A 19,522-nucleotide genomic window follows, 5' to 3' on the forward strand; every position below is an offset into this window, starting at 1 on the left:
CCCAAGGATTAAAGTCACCACTATTAGCTGAAAACAAAGTTAGAATTCCAATGGCAAATAAAATAAATACTGCAGTAATTAACTTTAAATCTAAATTTTTCCATTCCGAAAAATGGAAAATAACTTGATCATATTTATTCATAATCGGGAATTACGCCATAAATTAAAATATTCCTTTTATCTGCAAGACTTAAAAACTCTTTCTTATCAATTACTAAGCTATTATTAACATCGGTTACTAAAATTTGAATATTAGATTTATACATATTATTGATAGTCTCTATGCCAATAGTAGGTAAATCTGCTCTTCTATCTTGGTTCTTTTTACATAATTTTACTAATAGAGCAGGGTGCTTATTAGTTTGTTCAATATATGGCTTAGATCTTTTGATCATTTCATCAGTGCCTTCTGCCGCCTCAAGCGCAATTACTCTTCCATTTTGAATAATTAATGACTGCCCAATGTCAAAAAATGATAAGTTTTTTATTACCTCAACTCCTAACTTAATATCATTGTCTAGGCTTTTATAAGCTTTTATTTTATTATTAATTCCTTCCTGTAAGTGCATATTAGGCAATAATTCATCTGTAGCTATAACTTTAAATTTGTGCTTTTCTATATAATTAATTACATTACTAAGTAAGATGTTATCTCCCAACAACCTATTTTTTAATATTTTTGATATAAGCAAAAAACCCTTGAAATCTATTTTCAAAGTTGAAAAATTTGGTTTTTTAACTCCACCTGCTAATAATATATGTGTGACTTTATTTTTTTTAAAAAATGACAAAAGCTTACCAGCTTTACCAATAGAGCAATTAATGTAAAACTCTTTAGATATATTAAATTCAGGAATCTTATCTATAAAAACAAAGAAACATTTTATTTTATTTTTTTGACAATAATCATAAATCATCATGGGAAGCTTACCATTCCCTGCAACAACTCCTATTACTTTCATAAAAAACTACTTGCTCCTCGGTTTCAATAAGGCTTTTTGACCAGAATTACTAATAAAATCAACTAACAACTTAATGCTTTCATTATCTGCATTCTGCTCTTTTAGCATATTAACTTTTTCTTTAAGATTATAACTACTATCCTCAAAAAGAAAGTTATACGCAGATTTAATCGTCGAAATTCTGTTTTTATCAAAACCATTTCTCTTTAAACCTATAAGATTTAAACCAGCAATAAAAGCTCTGTCACCTGTAACTAGAGCATATGGCAACACATCATTGTCAATTCCAGACATACCACCAATAATAGCAAAGTCACCAATTCTAACAAATTGCAAAACAGCAGATAATCCTCCTATGATAACATTATGACCTACAGAAACATGACCAGCTAATGTGGCGTTATTTGCCATTATAACTTTATTTTCTACCACACAATCATGTGCTACATGACTACCAACCATAAATAAACACTCATCACCTATTTTGGTTAAATTATGAATATTATGATATTTATTACCGACAGCAGTGCCGCTATGTATTGTAACATTCTCTCTAAAAACATTAGAACTACCAATTTCTAAATAGCTATCTTCACCAGAAAATTTTAAATCTTGCGGTGCATCTCCTATGTTTGAAAAAGAATGAAACACATTGTTATTTGCTATCTTAGTATTACCAGAAATAACCACATGAGATTTCAAAATATTATTATTCCCAATTTCTACATTTCCTGTGATATAGCAATATGGGCCAATAGTCACATTTTCGCCAATTACTACATTGTCATCTATAATTGCAGATTTATGTATATTATTTACCATCTTTTTTATCCACAATCATTGCTGCAAAAGATGCTTCTGCGACTATTTTTTCATTAACAAAAGCTTCTCCTTTAAATTTCCAAACCTGACCACGATTTTGTATAGTTTCAACTTTCAAAATTAGTTGATCACCCGGTACAACAGGTTTTCTAAATTTCACATTATCAATAGACATAAAATAAACCAACTTGTCACCTTTATCTGAGTTAGATTTAGATACCATTATAGCTGAAGTTTGCGCTAAAGCTTCAACAATTAAAACACCTGGCATAATTGGTTTATCTGGAAAATGACCTGTAAAATGAGGCTCATTAAAGGTTACATTTTTTACTCCTGTAGCTGATTTATTTTCTGTGTAGTCAACTACTCTATCAACTAATAATAATGGGTATCTATGTGGTATTAGAGTTAATATCTCTTCTAGTAAAATCTCTTTAGTCATTTTTAAAATATTCTTTTGTTAATTTTCTAATTGCTATTTGTTCTTTTTGCCAATCTTTTTTTGCTTGAGCAGGCATACCATATAAATCACCTGAATTTTGTGCTATATTTTTTGTAACACCAGATTGCGCTGCAAATCTGTTAAAAGAACCTATATGTAAATGTCCAGCAACTCCAACTTGCCCTCCAAATACTACATAGTCACCTAGTTTAGTGCTACCTGCAATTCCAGTTTGGGCAGCAATAAGACAATTTTTACCTATTTGTACATTATGTGCTATTTGCACTAAATTATCAATTTTTGTGCCTGCACCTATAATAGTATTTTCTAAACTACCACGATCAATACAAACATTTGCGCCAATCGAAACATTATCTTCTATTGTAACTGTACCTAATTGAATGATCTTACTAAATTTATTGCCATCTTTAGCATAACCAAAGCCATCCTGGCCAATTTGACAACCACCTAAAATTTCAACATTTTTTCCAATATAAGTAAAGCAAATAGAAGAGTTAGCACCTATTACACTATTATCATCAATTTCAACGCCATCTCCAATATAACTGGAAGGAAATATTGTTACATTATCACCAATTTTAACATTCTCAGCGATATAGCTATTATGCCCAATATTTACATTATTTCCTATTGTAGCAGATTCTGCTATATGTGCAGTTGCGCTAATACCAATTTGACTATTTTTTTCGATATAAAATAATTTTAATATTTTTCCCAATAAGTTATACGCTTCATTTGATACCAAATAACTTATATTCTCATTTAATGCTAATGCTTTTTCTAGATATTCTTGACTAATTATACATGCAGTAGCTTTTGTGGTTTCTAAATTTTGCAAATAATTGAGATTAGTTACAAAGGTAAGCTCACCTTCTTTAGCATTTACAATATTATTGATATTAGCAATATTATTATCTCTACCAATTAATTTGATCTCATATTTATTGGCTATTTCCTCTAAGCTTATTAGCTCTATTTTTTTGTTGTAAAAGCTTTTATTTATCATCAATAGAAAGTTCAACTTTGGTTATTTTTTTATTTAAAGCTTCAACTACTTGCTCGGTCAAATCATGTACCTCATGTGCATAAATAATTTCATTTCTAGCTAATATGATATTAAAATTTTGTTTTACACTAATATCAGCAATAATTATTTTTATGTTTTTTTCTATCTCGGAAATAGCTGAAACATATAATTGATCTAACTCTTTTTTCTTTGCTTCCACTTCTTTTTCTAAATTATCAATTTTAGCTACAAAGCTTTTCTGCTTAGCTTGCAGAACTTCCTGCGTTAGAATTTGACTTTGCTTAACTAAATCATTTTGCTCTCTTTTAAGCTCGTTACTTTTTGCGTTAATTTCAATCTGATAAGCTTCCATTTTTTTCTTGATTTGCTCTGCTGCATTTTTTGCCGCTAATGATTTTGCCAATACTCCTTCAATATCCAGAATTGCAATGTTAGATGCTGCAAAACAAGATGAGGATATAAAAACGAAAAAAATTATAGAGATGTATTTTTTTAACATTAAAACCTTGTACCAAAATTTATTCTAAAAGTTTCCAACTCATCATAATCTTCTTTTATTTGAGCTTTTGCATAGTCGAACCTAATCGGACCAAGAGGGGACTCCCATGCAATACCGACTCCAGTAGATAGTCTAAGGGATGCGTTATCTGATATATCATTACTATCATTATCAATAGCTGTCAATGTTCCTATATCAGAAAATATGCTACCTTTAAAGCCTAGCTCTTCGGGTAGACCAAGTGGAAAAATTATTTCCAATGTGGATTTGATAAAATATTTACCTCCAAGTGAGGCCCCATCGCTATCTCTTGGACCTATGCCTGAAGTTTCAAAGCCCCTAAAGGAAGAGCCTCCTAAGAAAAAGCGATTATTAATTTTAATATCATGATCGCTGTAACCACTAATTATTCCGGACTTTATTAATGACTTAAAGATTACTTTATTTTTATATATTGGTTTATAAGAAACTCCCCCTTGCTCTAATTTAACAAATTGTGTATCTCCACCTACACCTGCCAAGGTAACTGTAGATTTCAAATAATACCCTTTGGTTGGGTTTACCTTGTTATTTCTTTTATCATAAAAAAGAGACTCAGATACACCAGAATAAATGTTTTTCCCTACTTGTTCTTTTATATAAATGGAGGCAGAGCTATTTACATTAGATACATTGTCACTTTTAAGAGTATAACTTAAGGATTGGGATAAATATTCTGTAATTTCATAAAATATTTTAAGGGAAGAACCTTGTGTTTTTATTTCGGACAAACTTTCTGTATAGTCTGTTTGCAAATTAAAGAAATCTACCCCAAGTGAGAAACCTCTATCTTGAAAATCTGGTAAAACATATGAAAAATCTATATCATTACTTCTTGATGATTTTTGTATGGAGGTTGAGACTTGATGAGCCTTACCATATAAATTTCTTTCTTTAATTGTAATGTTACCTAGGAATTTTTCAGTAGTAGAATAGCCAAAGCCAAAGTTTAATTCACCAGTTGGTTTTTCTTCAACTATGAACTCTATATCTATTTGATTAGTTCCTTCTATTGCTGTTTTTTTTATTTGTACTTTACTAAAAAAGCCTAAATTGCTTAACCTCTGTTTTGACCTTTGTATTCTGGTATTGTTGAAAGAGTCACCTTCTAAAAACCTTAATTCTTTTCTTATAACTTTGTCTTCTGTTCTGTCATTACCCGAAATTTTTATATTTCTGATATAAATCTTTCTATTTTTTTTAATTATAAATTTAATATCAGAAGTAAGGCTTAATTTATTGTTATTTATTTCAAAATCCACATCAGAAAAGGCAAATCCTTTATTACTTAGAAACTCTAAAATAGCATCTACTGATTCTTCTATCTTATCTAAAGAAAATTTTTCTCCTGTTTTAACTTTCACTAAACTGTAAAGATCTATTTCATTTAAGTTGTCATACTGGTTTTCAAATGTAAAATTAGAAAAATTATAAATATCGCCTTCAGCTAAAAGAAAATTTAAAATAAAAACATTTAAATTATCTAAATATTCCGCTTTTGATTCCAAAATGTTAAATTCTGCATAACCGTTATTTAGATAGAATCTTCTCAGAGTTTGCTCATCAAAATTAACACGATCAGGATCATAAAAGCTTGAAGAAGAGCGATACCATTTTTTTTCTTTACTTGAAATTACTTTTTTAAGTTTTCTAGACAAAAACTTCTTATTATTTGTAAAGATTATTTTAGAGATTGTGCTTTTCTTATTTTCATTAACTTTAATAATTAAATTTAATCTATTATTATCTAACAATTCTACCTTAGGTTCTATTTCTACCTTTACTCTTCCACTTCTTTTATATATTTCTGATAATCTTACAATATCTTTAATAAGAGTAGCTTTAGTGTATACTTCTCGTTCCGACAATGACATTTCTTGCTTTAACACATCCTCTTTTAAAGCCTTGTTACCAATAAACTCTATTTTATTTATTACTGAATTTTCTTTCACCTCAACTTCTAAATAACTATCATTATCTCTTATTATTATATCTGAAAACAAATTAGTATTATACAGATCCTTTAGCGTCTTATTAAGTTGATCTGCTGTTGACTTATCATTATAGAAGTAAGATTTGATTGTATCACTTTCAATTCTGTTATTACCAATAATATTTATATCATACTCGGCTAGTGATGAGTTTAAACTTAATAAAAATGTAAGGAATAAAATGTAATATTTCATATAATGTTCTTAAAGTAATAAATTACTAACCCCCAAAGATGAATTGAACATCATTAATAGTAACCATAATAAATAACAAAATTAGTAATGCAAAGCCAGTTTTGAAAATAATTTCCTGAACTTTTGCAGACAGCTCCTTCCCCCTAATGGCTTGTATAATATATAACACTAAATGACCACCGTCTAGAACAGGAATAGGCAACAAATTTGCAAAGCCTAAATTTATTGAAATAATTGCTATAAACCAAAATATTAGATAAAAATTCCTATTACCATTTTCATCTTTTGTCAAAGACTTTTCAGTAACTTGACCCGAATATTTTGCAATTTTAACTGGTCCAGCTAAGTCACTTAAATCTCTTTGCCCTAATATTAGTTGCTTTACAACTGTTACTGATAAAACACTCATATCCCAAACTTCATTTAACGATAATATAGCAGCATTAAAAATATTTGCTTCTTTGTAAATAACTTCAGAAGATTTAATTCCTATCAAACCCGTTTCTATTTTATTACCAAGGAAATCTTCAGTAATATTTTTTTCAGGCATTACAGCTAGATTTAACCTTTCACCATCTCTTAATATCTTGAAATCCAAGTTAATTTTAGGGCTTATTTGTACAATTTTTTGTATATCCTGAAAATTGTCTATTTGCACTCCTGAAATCTCTATTATTTGATCTCCAGACATCACTCCAGCTGATGCAGCAGGTGAATTAACAACTACTTCTGAAATTATGTTGCTAGATGTAGAAACTCCGTATTTAAAAAATAGAAAAAATAGAATAATTATTGCTAATAAATAATTAAAAACTGGACCTGCAAGTACAATTAAAAATTTTTGATATAAAGGTTTAAAAATGAAAGCCTGCTGCTTATTTGTCAGTAGATCATTTTTTTCACCTGGAACACTAGCGGCATTGCGATCTCCATACATTTTAACATAACCACCCAGAGGTATTAAGCATAATTTCCACTTAGTCCCAGATTTGTCATTTAAAGAAAATAACTCTTTACCAAAACCTATGGAAAATTCATCTATTTTTACGCCAAATTTCTTTGCTACTATGTAATGTCCAAATTCATGCACAAAAACTATTAATGATAAAATAATAATGAATGAAAATACATATTCTATTAATACCATGATCTACCTTAAATTATTTGCTCTATTTCTTGCTTCAGCATCTATTGCATATAAATGCTCCAAATTTTCAACTTGTATATTTTTAAATTTATCTAAAATTATCTCAATATTATTTACTATATCAGTAAATAATATCTCTTCTTTTAAAAATTTATCTACCATAACTTCATTAGCAGCATTAAATATTATAGGCAAGGCTTTACCTTCAGCTAATATAAATTCAACTAATTTTAATACTCGAAACTTAATTAAATCTGGCTTTAAGAAATTTAACGAACCTAACTCTGAAATATTAAGGCATATTTCGCTTTGCTCTAACCTATCTGGATATGATAAGGCATGAGAAATTGGAACTCTCATATCATGAGCTGCTAAGAGTGATTTTATGCTGCCATCTCTAAAGCTAATTAGAGCGTGAATTATTGATTCTGGGTGAACCACAACTTCTATCTTATTTTTAAACTGAGGAAACAAATAGTTAGCCTCAATAATTTCTAAAGCTTTATTTACCATTGTTGCAGAATCTACCGTAATTTTCTTACCCATAACCCAGTTAGGATGTTTTAAAGCATCGCTTAAAGTAATATTCGCGAATTTACTAATATCCCAATTTAAAAAAGGACCACCAGATGCTGTAATGGTTATCTTATTAATAGCAGATTCGTCTGCTTCATTCTCTAATAGCTGATAAATACTATTATGTTCTGAATCTAAAGGTACTAATTTAGTATTATATTTTGCACATTCATCTAGGATGAAGTTACTCGCACACACTAAAGACTCTTTATTAGCTAAAGCTAGTATTTCTGTATTTTTTATCGCATGCAAAGTAGGGGATAAGCCTGCTAAGCCCATTATTGCAGATATTACAATATCTGTCTCTAATTCCGCTAATTCATTTAAGCCATTTTCTCCAGCAAAAATTTTTATTGGCATATCGGCTAAGGCATCTTTTACATCTGCATAATGTAACTCGTTAACAATACATATATATTCCGGCTTATATTTTCTAGCTTGCTTGATAAGCTTCTTATAGTTGTTATTTGCAGTTAAAATATATGCTATAAACTTACTTTCATTTGCAGAAATAATTTTTAAAGTGGAGGCGCCTATAGAGCCAGTTGAACCAAAAATAGCTACTTTTCTTTTTTTAAATACTGAAATAGTCATAATTAAAAAAGATTTTGGTTAAAAACCCCAAAGACCAAATAACCAACTATAGCTGCAATTAACAAACCGTCTAAACGGTCAAATAAACCACCATGTCCTGGTATTAAATTACCAGAGTCTTTAACACCAAATTTTCTTTTAAAATACGACTCTACTAAATCGCCAATCTGAGAAAAAACTGATATAAAAATGGCAATAATAACAAAGCTATATAAAGAAATAGTTTTATTAGTAAAAAAATAAGCAGCAAATGAAAATACAGAAACTATTAACAAAGCTCCCAAGGCCCCTGATATTGTTTTATTAGGACTAATCTTAGGTGCTAATTTAGGACCACCTATAGATTTACCTACAAAATATGCAGCTATGTCTGTTAGCCATACTAAAAGACATAAATAAATTATTATCTCAATACCTGAGGGCAAAGCTCTAAGTGATATAAATGAAGCAATGGGCAAGGCACAATATAAAACTAAATAGGGGCTATATTTGGGTAGCAGATCAATGTTATCGGTTTTAAGCAGTATATTGATAAATTCTGACATTAGAAGCAAAGCAATAACTACTAATAACAAATTAAAGAATATTCCTCCCTTTATAATTAAAAATAAGGTAGTAGGTATAAGAACTAACGCTGAAATGATGCGTTTTTTTAAAACTGAATTAACTTGCATAATATATTTTAACCTGCTCCAAACCTTCTTTCCCTCAAAGCATAATCTTTTAATGCAAAATGTAACTCTTTTTTATCAAAGTCAGGCCATAATTTTTCTGAAAAATAAAATTCAGAATATGCTAATTGCCATAATAGAAAATTACTCAAACGATATTCACCACTAGTCCTTATGAGTAAATCAGGGTCTGGTATATCTTTCGTATATAAATATTTCTCTATTGTATTTGAAGTTATCTCTGATAATTCTTGCGACTTGTAATCTTCTGCTATCAACTTAACAGCATTTGTTATTTCTTCTCTAGAGCCATAGTTTAAAGCTACATTTAAGGTTAAACCGGTAGAATTATTTGTTTTAAGAATTAGTTCGTTAATTTTATCTCTCATATCATCTGGAAACTTACTAAGATCTCCAATAATATTTAATTTTACATTTTCATTGATTAGTTCATTAATATCTTGGGATAAAAAATAATAAAATAATGAGATCAAATCGCTTATTTCTGTTTGGCTTCGGTTCCAATTTTCAGTTGAAAATGCATAAACAGTCAAATAATTAACACCTATTTTACTACATTCAAAAATAATATTTTTAAGATTCTTTGCACCTGCGTGATGGCCATTATTTATATCAAGGGAATTTACTTTACTCCATCTTCTGTTGCCATCCATTATAATTGCAATATGATTAGGCAATAAGTCTGATGCCACATTATCTTGCATTTTACACAGATAAAATTTCTTCTTTTTTATCTAGAAATAATGCGTCTATTGATTTCACTGACTCATCTACTATTTTTTGCACATCATTACTATATGATTTCAATTCATCTTCTGAGATCTCTGAATTTTTTTGCTCTTTTTTAAGCCCATCTAAGATATCACGGCGTATGTTTCTAACAGATATTTTAGACTGCTCAGTGTAGTTAGCACATATTTTAACCAATTCAAGCCTTCTTTCTTCACTTAATTTTGGAATAGGAACTCTAATTGAATCTCCTTCCGCTGATGGGTTCAAACCAAGATCAGAGATGCGAATCGCTTTTTCTACAGCTGCAACATTATTTCTATCCCACACTTGCACATTTAGCATGGATGAATCTTGAACATTAACATTAGCTATTTGGTTAATTGGCATAAAACTGCCATATACATCAACTTTAATTTGATCTAAAAATGATGCACTAGCTCTACCAGCTCTAATAGAAGATAGATTATGCCTAAATGAGTTCAAGCTATTATCAATTTTTTGTTTGAGATTTTTTTTAAAATCAGTCATTTTTTGCCCCATCTATTAATGTGTAAGAACCTTTTCCAGAGAAAATATTTTGCAACTCTCTTTCACTCTTTATCGAGTAAACCAAAACAGGTAATTTATTTTCCTTTGCTAGTGATATGGCTGATGCATCCATTACTTTTAGCTCATTAGATAAAATATCAGAATATGAAATATGATTATATCTTTTAGCTTGTTTATTGGTTTTTGGATCAGCATCATAAACTCCATCAACTTGCGTCGCTTTCATTAAGCAATCACAACCCATCTCTACAGCTCTTAATGCTGCTGCTGTATCTGTAGTAAAGAAAGGATTACCAGTACCAGCTGCAAAAATCACTATTCTACCTTTTTCCATATGCCTTACAGCTCTTCTTCTTATGTAAGGCTCACAAATCGCTGTCATAGGAATAGCGGACAAAATTCTAGTTTCTACATTTAGCTTCTCTAGGGCATTTTGCAATGCAATAGCGTTTATAACAGTTGCAAGCATACCCATGTAATCAGCATTAGCTCTTTCCATTCCTATGGCATTTGCTGACATACCCCTAAAGATATTTCCGCCACCAACTACCAAAGAAATTTCTACATTATCTTTGTGTACCTCTGTAATATCAGCACAAATCTTATTTATAACATTGTTACAGTGACCATATTCGAGATCACCCATCAATGCTTCGCCTGAGATTTTAATCAATACTCTTTTGCACTTAGAAATGTCAAACATCTATGAATTTGCTACAATTGATTGTACTTCGTCTGCAAAGTCACCTGCTGATTTTTCTATACCTTCACCAACTTCATAACGAGTAAAACTATTAATTTTAAAATTACAGTCATTAGATTTCTCAAATTCCGCAATAACTTCTTTTATTGGAGTCTTACCATCTAAAACAAAGGCTTGTTCAACCAATACGACTTCTTGGTAATATTTTCTTACTCGACCTTCAACCATTTTTTCTATTATGCTTTCTGGCTTACCCGAAGCTTTTGCTTGATCTGAAAAAATCTCTCTTTCTTTTGCAACCAACTCAGCAGGAACTTCTTCTTGATTAGCGGCAACAGGTTTATTTGCAGCAACATGCATTGCAATTTGCTTACCTAATAATTTAGCTTCCTCACTAATTTTATCACAAGAAATAGAGACAAGCACTCCAATTCTACCTAATGCATCTGAAACTGCACCATGTAAGTAACTACCTACAAATCCAGAATCTTCGCTTACTCTCGCAAATCTTCTTAATTGGATATTTTCACCAATAACACTTATTGCATTAGTTAAAGCTTCATTACTAGGTTTACCATTAATGATCAATTCTGAAACTTCGTTTGTTTCACTTATTGATATTGCATCTAATACAGATGAAGATAATTCTTTAAAAGAATCATTTTTTGCAACAAAATCTGTTTCTGAATTAATTTCAGCTATAAAAGCTTTATTGTCATTTACTCTTAACGCAATCAAACCCTCTGCCGCAACTCTAGAACCTTTTTTAGCTGCTGCTGCAATACCTTTTTTCCTCAGCCAATCTGCGGCGTCAGAAATATTACCAGAACATTCTGCTAATGCTTTTTTACAATCCATCATGCCAGCTCCAGTTTGCTCTCTTAACTGCTTCACTTGTTTTGCGTCTACCATTTTGACCTCGAATCTATATTATTTAAATTTAATTATTTTTTTCTGCTGATTTTACTTCTTCAGCTTTTTTTTCAGAGGAAGAATTTTCGATCTGCTCAGCAACTTTACTGCCCGCAACTTTCTCATTAACTACTTTTTCCACTTGTTTTTGCACCTCTTTTTGCACAGGAGCTGCAGATTTAATAACAGTTTCAGCAATTAAGTTACAAAAGAATGAAGTGGCTTTTGCAGAATCATCATTTCCTGGAATAGGGTAATTGATATCCTCCAATGAAGAATTAGTATCTACTATTGCAACTACAGGAATACCTAACTTACTAGACTCTTTAACCGCTATAGACTCTTTGTTAGTATCAAATATTACTACTAAAGCTGGCTTTCCAACTAAATCTCTAATACCGCCCAATGATCTTTCTAACTTATTGTTTTTTCTGCTTAAAAACAACTTCTCTTTCTTAGTTAACTCAGAATCTTCGCTACCTAATTCAGCTTCCGTATTTTTTAAAGTTTTTATTGAATTTGATACAGTAGACCAGTTGGTTAACATTCCACCCAACCATCTATGGTTAACATAATGCTGTTTACATTTTGTTGCATAATTCGCAATAGTCGCCGCTGACTGTTTTTTAGTTCCTACAAATAAGATTTTACCATTATTACTAGCCACATTTGAAATAACTTCGAGGGCCTTATTTAACATCACATATGTTTTGCTTAGATCTATTATATGAAGATCACCTTTAGATCCATATATAAATTGTGACATTTGCGGGTTCCACCTATTTTTCTTGTGACCGAAATGAACACCAGCTTCTAGCATTTCTCTTATTGTAAAGTTTGGAATTTTAGACATAATAATACCTGTTAATTAGTTAAACACCGATAGAAACATTAAATAATCACTAATTACAGGAATGAATCTATCTGTAAATTTGCTTGTAAAGCAAAAATATTTATAAAAGATAATCTTTATAAATCAAGAGCTTTCTTACTTAAGAGTCTTTTTTATTTGCTTTATTGAATCAATGGAAGTGTTAAGCTGCTCAAGCGAATTTTCAATGGAGGTCTTCAGACCAGAAACGTGAGCTAAAGTACCTTCTAATTCAGCGATTTTCTTTCTAGAAGCTCTATTTACTTCTACTATCTTTCTTAAATAAAGATTCTGCTTTTGCGCCTCAAATATTAACTTAGCCCCATGATAGGGATTATTTAAACCAAGAAAGTGGCCTAAATCTGTTAGGTTTTTAAAATTGAATTCTTCGCAGAGATTTGAATATAAGTCTCTTTGAAATGGTTTCATCCATTTGTACTTGTGGTTTTCGGTAGTTTCGTTTTCTTTTTTCATTTTAATATGTAAATGAACAAATTTAGTTTTATTACTTAGTTGTATTAAATACAAGGATTTTATTATTTACACCTAGATTTTGTAGGAGGTTAAAAAGAGGCGGGCTTAAAGGAGGCAAAAGACCCGCCTCAGTAATTACATTGTAGCACAAAAAAAAGATGATTACAAATATTCTTTAATTTTAACTAAAGCTCTTGCTCTATGACTAAATCTTTTTTTATCAATATCGGTCATTTCTGCAAAAGTTAACTTATTACCTTCTGCTATAAAAATTGGGTCATATCCAAAGCCATTATTACCCCTTGCTGGAAAGACCAGTTTTCCTCTAGTTTTAGCTGATGCCTCAAAAACAACCCCAGCTGGACCATATAAACATAAAGAACAGTAGAACGAGCCCGTAACTTTATTAAGATCTATTTTTTTTTCTTCTAATTTTTTTTTAATTTTATTAATAGCCAAGGAAAAATTTTTATCCTCGCCAGCCCATCTTGCAGAAAATATACCAGGCTCACCATCTAACTGATCAACTATTAAACCTGAATCATCAGCTAATGAGGGTAAATTTGTATGTTCATAATAATATTTTGCTTTTATTAAAGCATTCTCTTCAAATGTGACGCCATTTTCTACTGGCTCTACAATTGAATAACCATTTGTTGAGATACATGTTAGTTCATCACTATTTAGATACTCACAAAATTCTTTGAATTTGCCTTTATTTCCAGTTGCAATTAGTAGTTTTTTCACAATTCTCTAATTAATTTTATAGTAATTACATTTAGCAAAATAGTTTAGAAATAATTATCTTAAGCATTTGCAAATAACATATGTGTGAATGGTGTGCCCGGAAGGATTCGAACCTTCGACCCACAGCTTAGAAGGCTGTTGCTCTATCCAGCTGAGCTACGGGCACATTCAAAGCAGTTTTTAGAACAAAAGCTTTATAAATTCAAGTAATTTATTTTAACGCTTGGCGAAAGCTTGAAATTATGTTATAATAATTAAACTTATGGAAACGATAGAGAACTAAATTACTTGGGTAGGGTAATTATAGAACTTACATTATAATTAATTAGCAAAGCGTAAGCTTAATTTTAAACAATTTATTATATAGTTTAAAATTATATCTTTTAACGCTTGGCGAAAGCTTGAAATTATGTTATAATAATTAAACTTATGGAAACGATAGAGAACTAAATTACTTGGGTAGGGTAATTTAAAATTAAAATATTTTGATTAATTAGCAAAAATCATAGGGTTTGTTTTTTTATTATCTTAAAAAAAAGCTTGATTTTCTTTGAAATATTTTTATAAATCAATCAAGTGCCGAAATAGCTCAGTTGGTAGAGCATCTCACTTGTAATGAGGCGGTCGGGAGTTCGAGTCTCTCTTTCGGCACCACTTCAAATTTTTTCTAAATTAGCTCTAAAATTTTCCGGTGCAATGCTTTATTGCTACAAGCCAGAACTTCCCCTTTACTTAACTCATTTACCTCTTTTCCTTGCCAATCTGTAATCACAGCACCTGAAGCTTTAATAATCGGAACCAAAGCCAAAAAATCATGTGGTTTAAGGCCTTCCTCTAAAATTATATCGATATAACCACTAGCAAGCATTGCATATTGATATGAATCTGGCCCACAAAATACTCCACCATATTTTTGAAATTTTGTTTTTGCTCTGATAATATCTAATATTTTCATACCATTTTTTGATAATAAGTAAGGAGAAGTAGTAGATAATATAGCTTCACTAATTTCCGTAACTTTTCGCGCTTTAATCCTGACTTGATTCAAACTAGCTTCATATGCCTCACCTCCTGAATATCGTTCATTTAGAATTGGTTGGTTAATTATTCCTAGTATAGGTTCATTCTTATAAAGCAATGCAATTAAATTAGTAAAAACAGGTAAACCTGAAATAAAAGAGCTAGTTCCATCAATAGGGTCTATATACCACTTATAGGGGCTAATACCTTCTACATTACCAAATTCTTCGCCACATACGCCATGTTCTGGGTATTTATTAAAAATTTCCTCCCTAAGAGCAGCTTCAATTTCAGTATCCGCGATTGTTACTGGTGATTGATCGTTTTTTGCAAAATTTTCAATATTATGACTACGGAAATATTTTTTGGTTATACTCCCAGCTATATCTGCTAGATTATGAGCAAAAGCAAATAATTTGTCATTTAAAAATACTTTATTTTGTTTCTTCTTTGTAGTCATATAATAATTCTAAAGCTTGTTTTGGGGTTAAGTTATCAACATCTAATTCATTAAGTTTTTTCAGAACTTCTAAGCCTAAATTATCCCTAACAGGATTTTCTTCTTCCTTAATCTTGTTTGGTGAAAATAATGATAATTGCATATTTAAATTTATGTTATTTTTTTGCTCTATATCTGCAAGAGTGTTTTTTGCCCTAGCAATTACAACTTTTGGCAAACCCGCAAGCGCCGCCACAGAAATTCCATATGATCTTCCAAAATTACCTTTCTTAATTTTGTGACTAAAAATTACTTTGTCTCCATCTTCTATAACATAACTATAATGGCAAGAAATTTTGCTAAGTAGTTTCGTTAGATCAACTAATTCATGATAGTGAGTTGCAAATAATGTTCTTGCACCTATTTCATTATGTATATGTTCTATAATAGCAAAGGCAAGAGACAAACCATCATATGTTGAAGTTCCTCTGCCTATTTCATCTAAAATTACAAAGGATTTATTAGTTGCATTATTAAGGATAGTTGCTGTTTCTATCATTTCGACCATAAAAGTTGATTGGCCTTTTGCAAGATTATCTGAAGCACCCACTCGACTAAATATTTTATCTACTATGCCTATTCTAGCCGATTTTGCAGGGACAAAACAACCAATCTGAGCCATAATAATAATTAAAGCATTTTGACGCAAAAATGTAGATTTACCAGCCATATTAGGGCCAGTAATTAGCCAAATTGAATTTTCATTGATTAAATTGCAATCATTTGCCACAAATTCATTAATATTATCTGGTAAGAACTTCTTAACTACTGGATGAAAAGCAGATTCCACATAAAAATCTTGATCATTAGTAAGCTCCGGCCTGGTCAAATTATTTTTATGAGAGATGTCAGCAAAGTTACAAAATAAATCAAACTGCACAATAATTTTTACAACTTTTTTTAATGCTAAAACATTTTGCTCTAATTTAGTTAATGCATGCTTAAATATTTGCAATTCTAAATTTAAAGCTTTTTCTTCTGCCGCGAAAATTTCTGCTTGTAAATTATTTAATTCCTCACTTGCGAAGCGAGTGTAATTTGCTAAAGTCTGTTTGTGCGAAAAATAGCTTTTATCCATTTTATCCACCATCTGAGACGGTACTTCTATGTAAAAGCCTAAAATATTTGTAGATCTAATTTTCAACTTATTAATTTGAGTTTTGTGGCGATATTTATCTTGTAACTCTTCAATTAATGCCCGAGAATTAGCTCTTAAATTTCTATAATAATCAAGCTCTTCACTAACTCCATCTTTGATAAAATTTCCTTCCCGACAAAGTAAAGGAGGGGAGGTTTGAAAAATATCTAACTCTTTATATAAGTTGCTAAAATCGGTTATTTCATCAATTAATTTGGCAAAGAGCTTTTCATATTTGCACGAATTTTCTCGAAAATAAACTTTTAATACGCATATAATTTTAAGAGCATTAATTACAATAAGAAAATCTCTTGGCCCACCTCTATTTACTAATAATTTATTAATTGCTCTTTCCAAATCAGGAAAATTAGCTAAATAAGAGCTTAACTCATTACATAAATCGTTATTATTATAAAAAAACTCAACTCTATCTAATCTTTGTGTAATTTTATCTAAAGAAATAAGCGGGTAGGCTAGTATTCTTCTCAACTCTCTTGCAGCACTAGCAGTTTTGCAATTATCCAAAACAGCAAGTAAAGAAGCTTGTTGATTATAGGGATTTGTCAAAATTTCTAAACTATTTAAAGTTGCTTTATCTATTTGTAGAAAGTTACTTTTTTCTATTTTTTGCGGATAATTTAAATTTAATAAATTATTTTTCTGAGTTACTTGTAAATAGGAAATAATTGTACCAATTGCACTAATCTCAATTTCTGAAATATTGCCTAAAGGTTCGAGGAAGTTTAGTTTATAGAACTCCTTAATAATTTTTTCATTTTTTTTAACTGCAAAATAATTTTTAGGAAAATCTATAATAATATTTTTATATTCTTGTAATAAAAACTTGGTTTCCTCTTCACTTAGCAGAGAATCTGCAACTAAAATTTCTGCGGGATTAATTATTTTTATGTTAGTTTCTAGATTTTTTATTTCGCAAGTTTCAAAATAAAATTTAGCAGTTGAAATATCTATATAAGCAAGCGCAACATTATCTTTAAATTTAACCACTGACAATAAATAATTTTCCTCAGACGGTTTTAAGAGATTTTCTTCAGTTAGAGTTCCCGGCGTCACAACTCTAACCACATCTCTTTTTACTACAGCTTTATAACCTCTCTTTTTAGCTTGCTCTGCCGTTTCGATCTGCTCACAAATTGCAACCCTAAAACCTGCTTTTATTAACTTTTCTAAATATGCTTCATATGCGTGGTAGGGTACACCACACATAGGAATATCTTGATCTTTTTCTTTCCCTCTTTTAGTAAGAGCTATATCTAGAGTTTTTGCAGCTTTTTTAGCATCATCAAAAAACATTTCATAAAAATCGCCCATGCGATAGAAAAGCAAATAATCTTGATATTGCTCTTTTAATTCTAAATATTGCTGCATCATTGGAGTAGATGCTTTTTTTATCATAATTTTAATTTATTTTTACAATATTACTTATAATATAGATTTAAATTAATTTTTGAATTTTTTTTATCCAAACAAGCGGGCGTGGCGGAATTGGTAGACGCGCAGCGTTGAGGGCGCTGTTTTCTTTTGAAAGTGGAAGTTCAAATCTTCTCGTCCGCACCATGTTAATAGTAACTCACTCATCTACACCAACTTGTTACTGACAAAATTTTAGTTATCTTTAGCTAAATAAATTTAATTAAGTCGGCTAAATATTCTTATTTTATAAAAAAGTGATTTTAAAGTTAGCAATATAAGTAATTGATTTTTATAGAATTTTCTAATTCACTCATGGTGTCACTTATGGTCATCCTCCCGGTCCTCCTCCCAGTCCTCCTACTCCTGCTGGTGCTGCTGCTGCTCCTAGTTCTGGTGCTGCTGCTTCTGCTCCTGGTGCTTGTACTGCTACAATTTTTTTTGCCTCTTCAATATACGCAATTACATTATCCATTTTAGTAGATGCCTCAGTTTTTTCAGCATAATTTAAAATAGTTTTTGTATGTTCACCTAACTCTGCTTTTTCTTTTATGGGTTTTTCAGTTATGTATTTTGTTAAAATATAAATGATTTTTGCGGCAATGATGGCAACTGATATCGCGGTGGCTACGGTTGCTATGGTAAATAATAATTGATTAACAACTATTTCTGTTTCGACTTCCTCGGTAATAATCTGCGTAGCTCCCGTATCTGGTTCTAGGCTTGAGTCTGGGGCTTGGCTTGGGTCTGGGTCCTGACTTGAGTCTGGGTTAGTATTGAATGATGGTAAGTCTCCGTTTCCTTCTTCTATTGTTATAGAGCTATTATCGAGAGTTGAATGATCTATAGGCGTCATACTATCTTCGGTAGGGGTAGTGGTTACAGTAGGTACAGGAATGTCTTTTTCTTTAGAAAATAATGGCTCTAAACTTTTTGTTAGTAATAAGTCAATAGTTAAATATACCGAACCAAAAAAAACGCCAACATATGCAGACCTTCTTAACTCGCTCTCTAACTTTTCTTTTGACTCTGCCTTTGCCTTAAGTTTTGCAGCCGAAGCTGATTCTCCTTTAAATTTATGAAGCTTTGTCTGGATGGTGTCTCTGTTATATTGACTCCTAGAAAATTCAATATTATCTAAACTTTCAGATATTTTACTAAGTTGATCCTTTGTGTCACTCGATTTTAATTCTAATTTAAGATCTTCGATCTCACGCTTAGCTTCTTGCCTAATCTTTCTAATAGCTTCATATTTTTCTTCAGCCTGTGTTTTTAGTTCTTTGATAGCTTTTGTATCATTAGAAGAAGTAACTTTTGCAAGGTTTACCTGCAAGGTTTTAGCAGCTTGATTTTCTAATTTTATTCTATCTTTTAGCTCTTCAAACTTTTTTTGTTTTTTTTCTAAGAAACCTAAATTTAACATAAAACCCCAAATTTAC

At 30.6% G+C, this 19,522-nt stretch carries 19 protein-coding genes and 3 tRNA genes; 2 read left to right on the forward strand and 20 right to left on the reverse strand.

What is annotated here, in order from left to right:
• Positions 1–134: 134 nt before the first annotated feature.
• From lpxI to HOH73_00790, 17 genes are all read right to left on the reverse strand, one after another.
• Positions 135–962 (reverse strand): UDP-2,3-diacylglucosamine diphosphatase LpxI, encoded by an 828-nt coding sequence (gene lpxI / locus HOH73_00710; GenBank protein MBT5827392.1) that lies wholly within the window; start codon positions 960–962, stop codon positions 135–137.
• A 6-nt stretch (positions 963–968) separates the two neighbouring features.
• Positions 969–1,784: an acyl-ACP--UDP-N-acetylglucosamine O-acyltransferase gene (gene lpxA / locus HOH73_00715; protein MBT5827393.1), complete on the reverse strand. Its 816-nt coding sequence runs from the start codon at positions 1,782–1,784 to the stop codon at positions 969–971.
• Positions 1,774–2,226, reverse strand: a complete 453-nt coding sequence (gene fabZ / locus HOH73_00720) for a 3-hydroxyacyl-ACP dehydratase FabZ (GenBank protein MBT5827394.1) — start codon at positions 2,224–2,226, stop codon at positions 1,774–1,776. The genes lpxA and fabZ overlap by 11 nt, the downstream gene beginning before the upstream one ends.
• Complete coding sequence (lpxD, locus tag HOH73_00725) at positions 2,219–3,253, reverse strand: UDP-3-O-(3-hydroxymyristoyl)glucosamine N-acyltransferase (protein ID MBT5827395.1); 1,035 nt, start codon at positions 3,251–3,253, stop codon at positions 2,219–2,221. Before lpxD ends, fabZ begins: the two co-directional genes overlap by 8 nt.
• Positions 3,243–3,773 (reverse strand): OmpH family outer membrane protein, encoded by a 531-nt coding sequence (locus HOH73_00730; GenBank protein MBT5827396.1) that lies wholly within the window; start codon positions 3,771–3,773, stop codon positions 3,243–3,245. The genes lpxD and HOH73_00730 overlap by 11 nt, the downstream gene beginning before the upstream one ends.
• A complete protein-coding gene (bamA, locus tag HOH73_00735) occupies positions 3,773–5,998 on the reverse strand; it encodes an outer membrane protein assembly factor BamA (protein ID MBT5827397.1) in 2,226 nt (741 codons plus the stop codon). Before bamA ends, HOH73_00730 begins: the two co-directional genes overlap by 1 nt.
• A gap of 25 nt (positions 5,999–6,023) precedes the next feature.
• Entirely contained in the window at positions 6,024–7,145 is a 1,122-nt protein-coding gene (rseP, locus tag HOH73_00740; GenBank protein ID MBT5827398.1) for an RIP metalloprotease RseP, read from the reverse strand.
• A gap of 3 nt (positions 7,146–7,148) precedes the next feature.
• Positions 7,149–8,315 (reverse strand): 1-deoxy-D-xylulose-5-phosphate reductoisomerase, encoded by a 1,167-nt coding sequence (locus HOH73_00745; GenBank protein ID MBT5827399.1) that lies wholly within the window; start codon positions 8,313–8,315, stop codon positions 7,149–7,151.
• A 2-nt stretch (positions 8,316–8,317) separates the two neighbouring features.
• Positions 8,318–8,989: a CDP-archaeol synthase gene (locus HOH73_00750; GenBank protein ID MBT5827400.1), complete on the reverse strand. Its 672-nt coding sequence runs from the start codon at positions 8,987–8,989 to the stop codon at positions 8,318–8,320.
• 8 nt (positions 8,990–8,997) lie between these two features.
• Positions 8,998–9,711: an isoprenyl transferase gene (locus tag HOH73_00755; protein ID MBT5827401.1), complete on the reverse strand. Its 714-nt coding sequence runs from the start codon at positions 9,709–9,711 to the stop codon at positions 8,998–9,000.
• 1 nt (position 9,712) lies between these two features.
• Entirely contained in the window at positions 9,713–10,267 is a 555-nt protein-coding gene (gene frr, locus HOH73_00760) for a ribosome recycling factor (GenBank protein ID MBT5827402.1), read from the reverse strand.
• On the reverse strand, positions 10,260–10,991 hold the full coding sequence (locus tag HOH73_00765; GenBank protein ID MBT5827403.1) for a UMP kinase: 732 nt from the start codon (positions 10,989–10,991) through the stop codon (positions 10,260–10,262). The genes frr and HOH73_00765 overlap by 8 nt, the downstream gene beginning before the upstream one ends.
• Positions 10,992–11,903 (reverse strand): elongation factor Ts, encoded by a 912-nt coding sequence (locus HOH73_00770; GenBank protein ID MBT5827404.1) that lies wholly within the window; start codon positions 11,901–11,903, stop codon positions 10,992–10,994. It abuts the gene before it with no gap.
• A 28-nt stretch (positions 11,904–11,931) separates the two neighbouring features.
• Positions 11,932–12,756 (reverse strand): 30S ribosomal protein S2, encoded by an 825-nt coding sequence (gene rpsB, locus HOH73_00775; protein MBT5827405.1) that lies wholly within the window; start codon positions 12,754–12,756, stop codon positions 11,932–11,934.
• A gap of 135 nt (positions 12,757–12,891) precedes the next feature.
• Positions 12,892–13,248 carry a hypothetical protein gene (locus HOH73_00780; protein ID MBT5827406.1) on the reverse strand — a complete coding sequence of 119 codons (357 nt, stop codon included), beginning with the start codon at positions 13,246–13,248 and terminating at the stop codon, positions 12,892–12,894.
• A 162-nt stretch (positions 13,249–13,410) separates the two neighbouring features.
• Complete coding sequence (gene rdgB / locus HOH73_00785; GenBank protein ID MBT5827407.1) at positions 13,411–13,995, reverse strand: RdgB/HAM1 family non-canonical purine NTP pyrophosphatase; 585 nt, start codon at positions 13,993–13,995, stop codon at positions 13,411–13,413.
• A gap of 89 nt (positions 13,996–14,084) precedes the next feature.
• A tRNA-Arg gene (locus tag HOH73_00790) sits at positions 14,085–14,161 on the reverse strand.
• Between the two features lie 412 nt (positions 14,162–14,573).
• Between HOH73_00790 and HOH73_00795 the strand changes: the two genes are divergently transcribed.
• A tRNA-Thr gene (locus HOH73_00795) sits at positions 14,574–14,649 on the forward strand.
• Between the two features lie 13 nt (positions 14,650–14,662).
• On the opposite strand, the gene HOH73_00800 is transcribed toward HOH73_00795, so the two are convergent.
• Positions 14,663–15,475: a histidinol phosphate phosphatase gene (locus HOH73_00800; GenBank protein MBT5827408.1), complete on the reverse strand. Its 813-nt coding sequence runs from the start codon at positions 15,473–15,475 to the stop codon at positions 14,663–14,665.
• On the reverse strand, positions 15,450–18,068 hold the full coding sequence (mutS, locus tag HOH73_00805) for a DNA mismatch repair protein MutS (GenBank protein MBT5827409.1): 2,619 nt from the start codon (positions 18,066–18,068) through the stop codon (positions 15,450–15,452). The genes HOH73_00800 and mutS overlap by 26 nt, the downstream gene beginning before the upstream one ends.
• Positions 18,069–18,143: 75 nt before the next feature.
• Between mutS and HOH73_00810 the strand changes: the two genes are divergently transcribed.
• Positions 18,144–18,230, forward strand: a tRNA-Leu gene (locus HOH73_00810).
• 184 nt (positions 18,231–18,414) lie between these two features.
• On the opposite strand, the gene HOH73_00815 is transcribed toward HOH73_00810, so the two are convergent.
• Complete coding sequence (locus HOH73_00815) at positions 18,415–19,506, reverse strand: hypothetical protein (protein MBT5827410.1); 1,092 nt, start codon at positions 19,504–19,506, stop codon at positions 18,415–18,417.
• Between the last annotated feature and the right edge of the window lie 16 nt (positions 19,507–19,522).

This window comes from Alphaproteobacteria bacterium, assembly GCA_018667735.1.
GTDB lineage: Bacteria > Pseudomonadota > Alphaproteobacteria > Rickettsiales > JABIRX01 > JABIRX01.

Excerpts from the sequence above, each read along its gene's own strand:
- HOH73_00745 (MBT5827399.1), bottom strand. The coding sequence starts at position 8,315 with ATGACTATTTCAGTATTTAAAAAAAGAAAAGTAGCTATTTTTGGTTCA.
- HOH73_00780 (MBT5827406.1), bottom strand. The coding sequence starts at position 13,248 with ATGAAAAAAGAAAACGAAACTACCGAAAACCACAAGTACAAATGGATG.
- rpsB (MBT5827405.1), bottom strand. The coding sequence starts at position 12,756 with ATGTCTAAAATTCCAAACTTTACAATAAGAGAAATGCTAGAAGCTGGT.
- bamA (MBT5827397.1), bottom strand. The coding sequence starts at position 5,998 with ATGAAATATTACATTTTATTCCTTACATTTTTATTAAGTTTAAACTCA.
- rseP (MBT5827398.1), bottom strand. The coding sequence starts at position 7,145 with ATGGTATTAATAGAATATGTATTTTCATTCATTATTATTTTATCATTA.
- HOH73_00755 (MBT5827401.1), bottom strand. The coding sequence starts at position 9,711 with ATGCAAGATAATGTGGCATCAGACTTATTGCCTAATCATATTGCAATT.
- HOH73_00730 (MBT5827396.1), bottom strand. The coding sequence starts at position 3,773 with ATGTTAAAAAAATACATCTCTATAATTTTTTTCGTTTTTATATCCTCA.
- mutS (MBT5827409.1), bottom strand. The coding sequence starts at position 18,068 with ATGATAAAAAAAGCATCTACTCCAATGATGCAGCAATATTTAGAATTA.
- frr (MBT5827402.1), bottom strand. The coding sequence starts at position 10,267 with ATGACTGATTTTAAAAAAAATCTCAAACAAAAAATTGATAATAGCTTG.
- HOH73_00815 (MBT5827410.1), bottom strand. The coding sequence starts at position 19,506 with ATGTTAAATTTAGGTTTCTTAGAAAAAAAACAAAAAAAGTTTGAAGAG.
- lpxD (MBT5827395.1), bottom strand. The coding sequence starts at position 3,253 with ATGATAAATAAAAGCTTTTACAACAAAAAAATAGAGCTAATAAGCTTA.
- fabZ (MBT5827394.1), bottom strand. The coding sequence starts at position 2,226 with ATGACTAAAGAGATTTTACTAGAAGAGATATTAACTCTAATACCACAT.
- HOH73_00750 (MBT5827400.1), bottom strand. The coding sequence starts at position 8,989 with ATGCAAGTTAATTCAGTTTTAAAAAAACGCATCATTTCAGCGTTAGTT.
- HOH73_00800 (MBT5827408.1), bottom strand. The coding sequence starts at position 15,475 with ATGACTACAAAGAAGAAACAAAATAAAGTATTTTTAAATGACAAATTA.
- lpxI (MBT5827392.1), bottom strand. The coding sequence starts at position 962 with ATGAAAGTAATAGGAGTTGTTGCAGGGAATGGTAAGCTTCCCATGATG.
- HOH73_00765 (MBT5827403.1), bottom strand. The coding sequence starts at position 10,991 with ATGTTTGACATTTCTAAGTGCAAAAGAGTATTGATTAAAATCTCAGGC.
- HOH73_00770 (MBT5827404.1), bottom strand. The coding sequence starts at position 11,903 with ATGGTAGACGCAAAACAAGTGAAGCAGTTAAGAGAGCAAACTGGAGCT.
- lpxA (MBT5827393.1), bottom strand. The coding sequence starts at position 1,784 with ATGGTAAATAATATACATAAATCTGCAATTATAGATGACAATGTAGTA.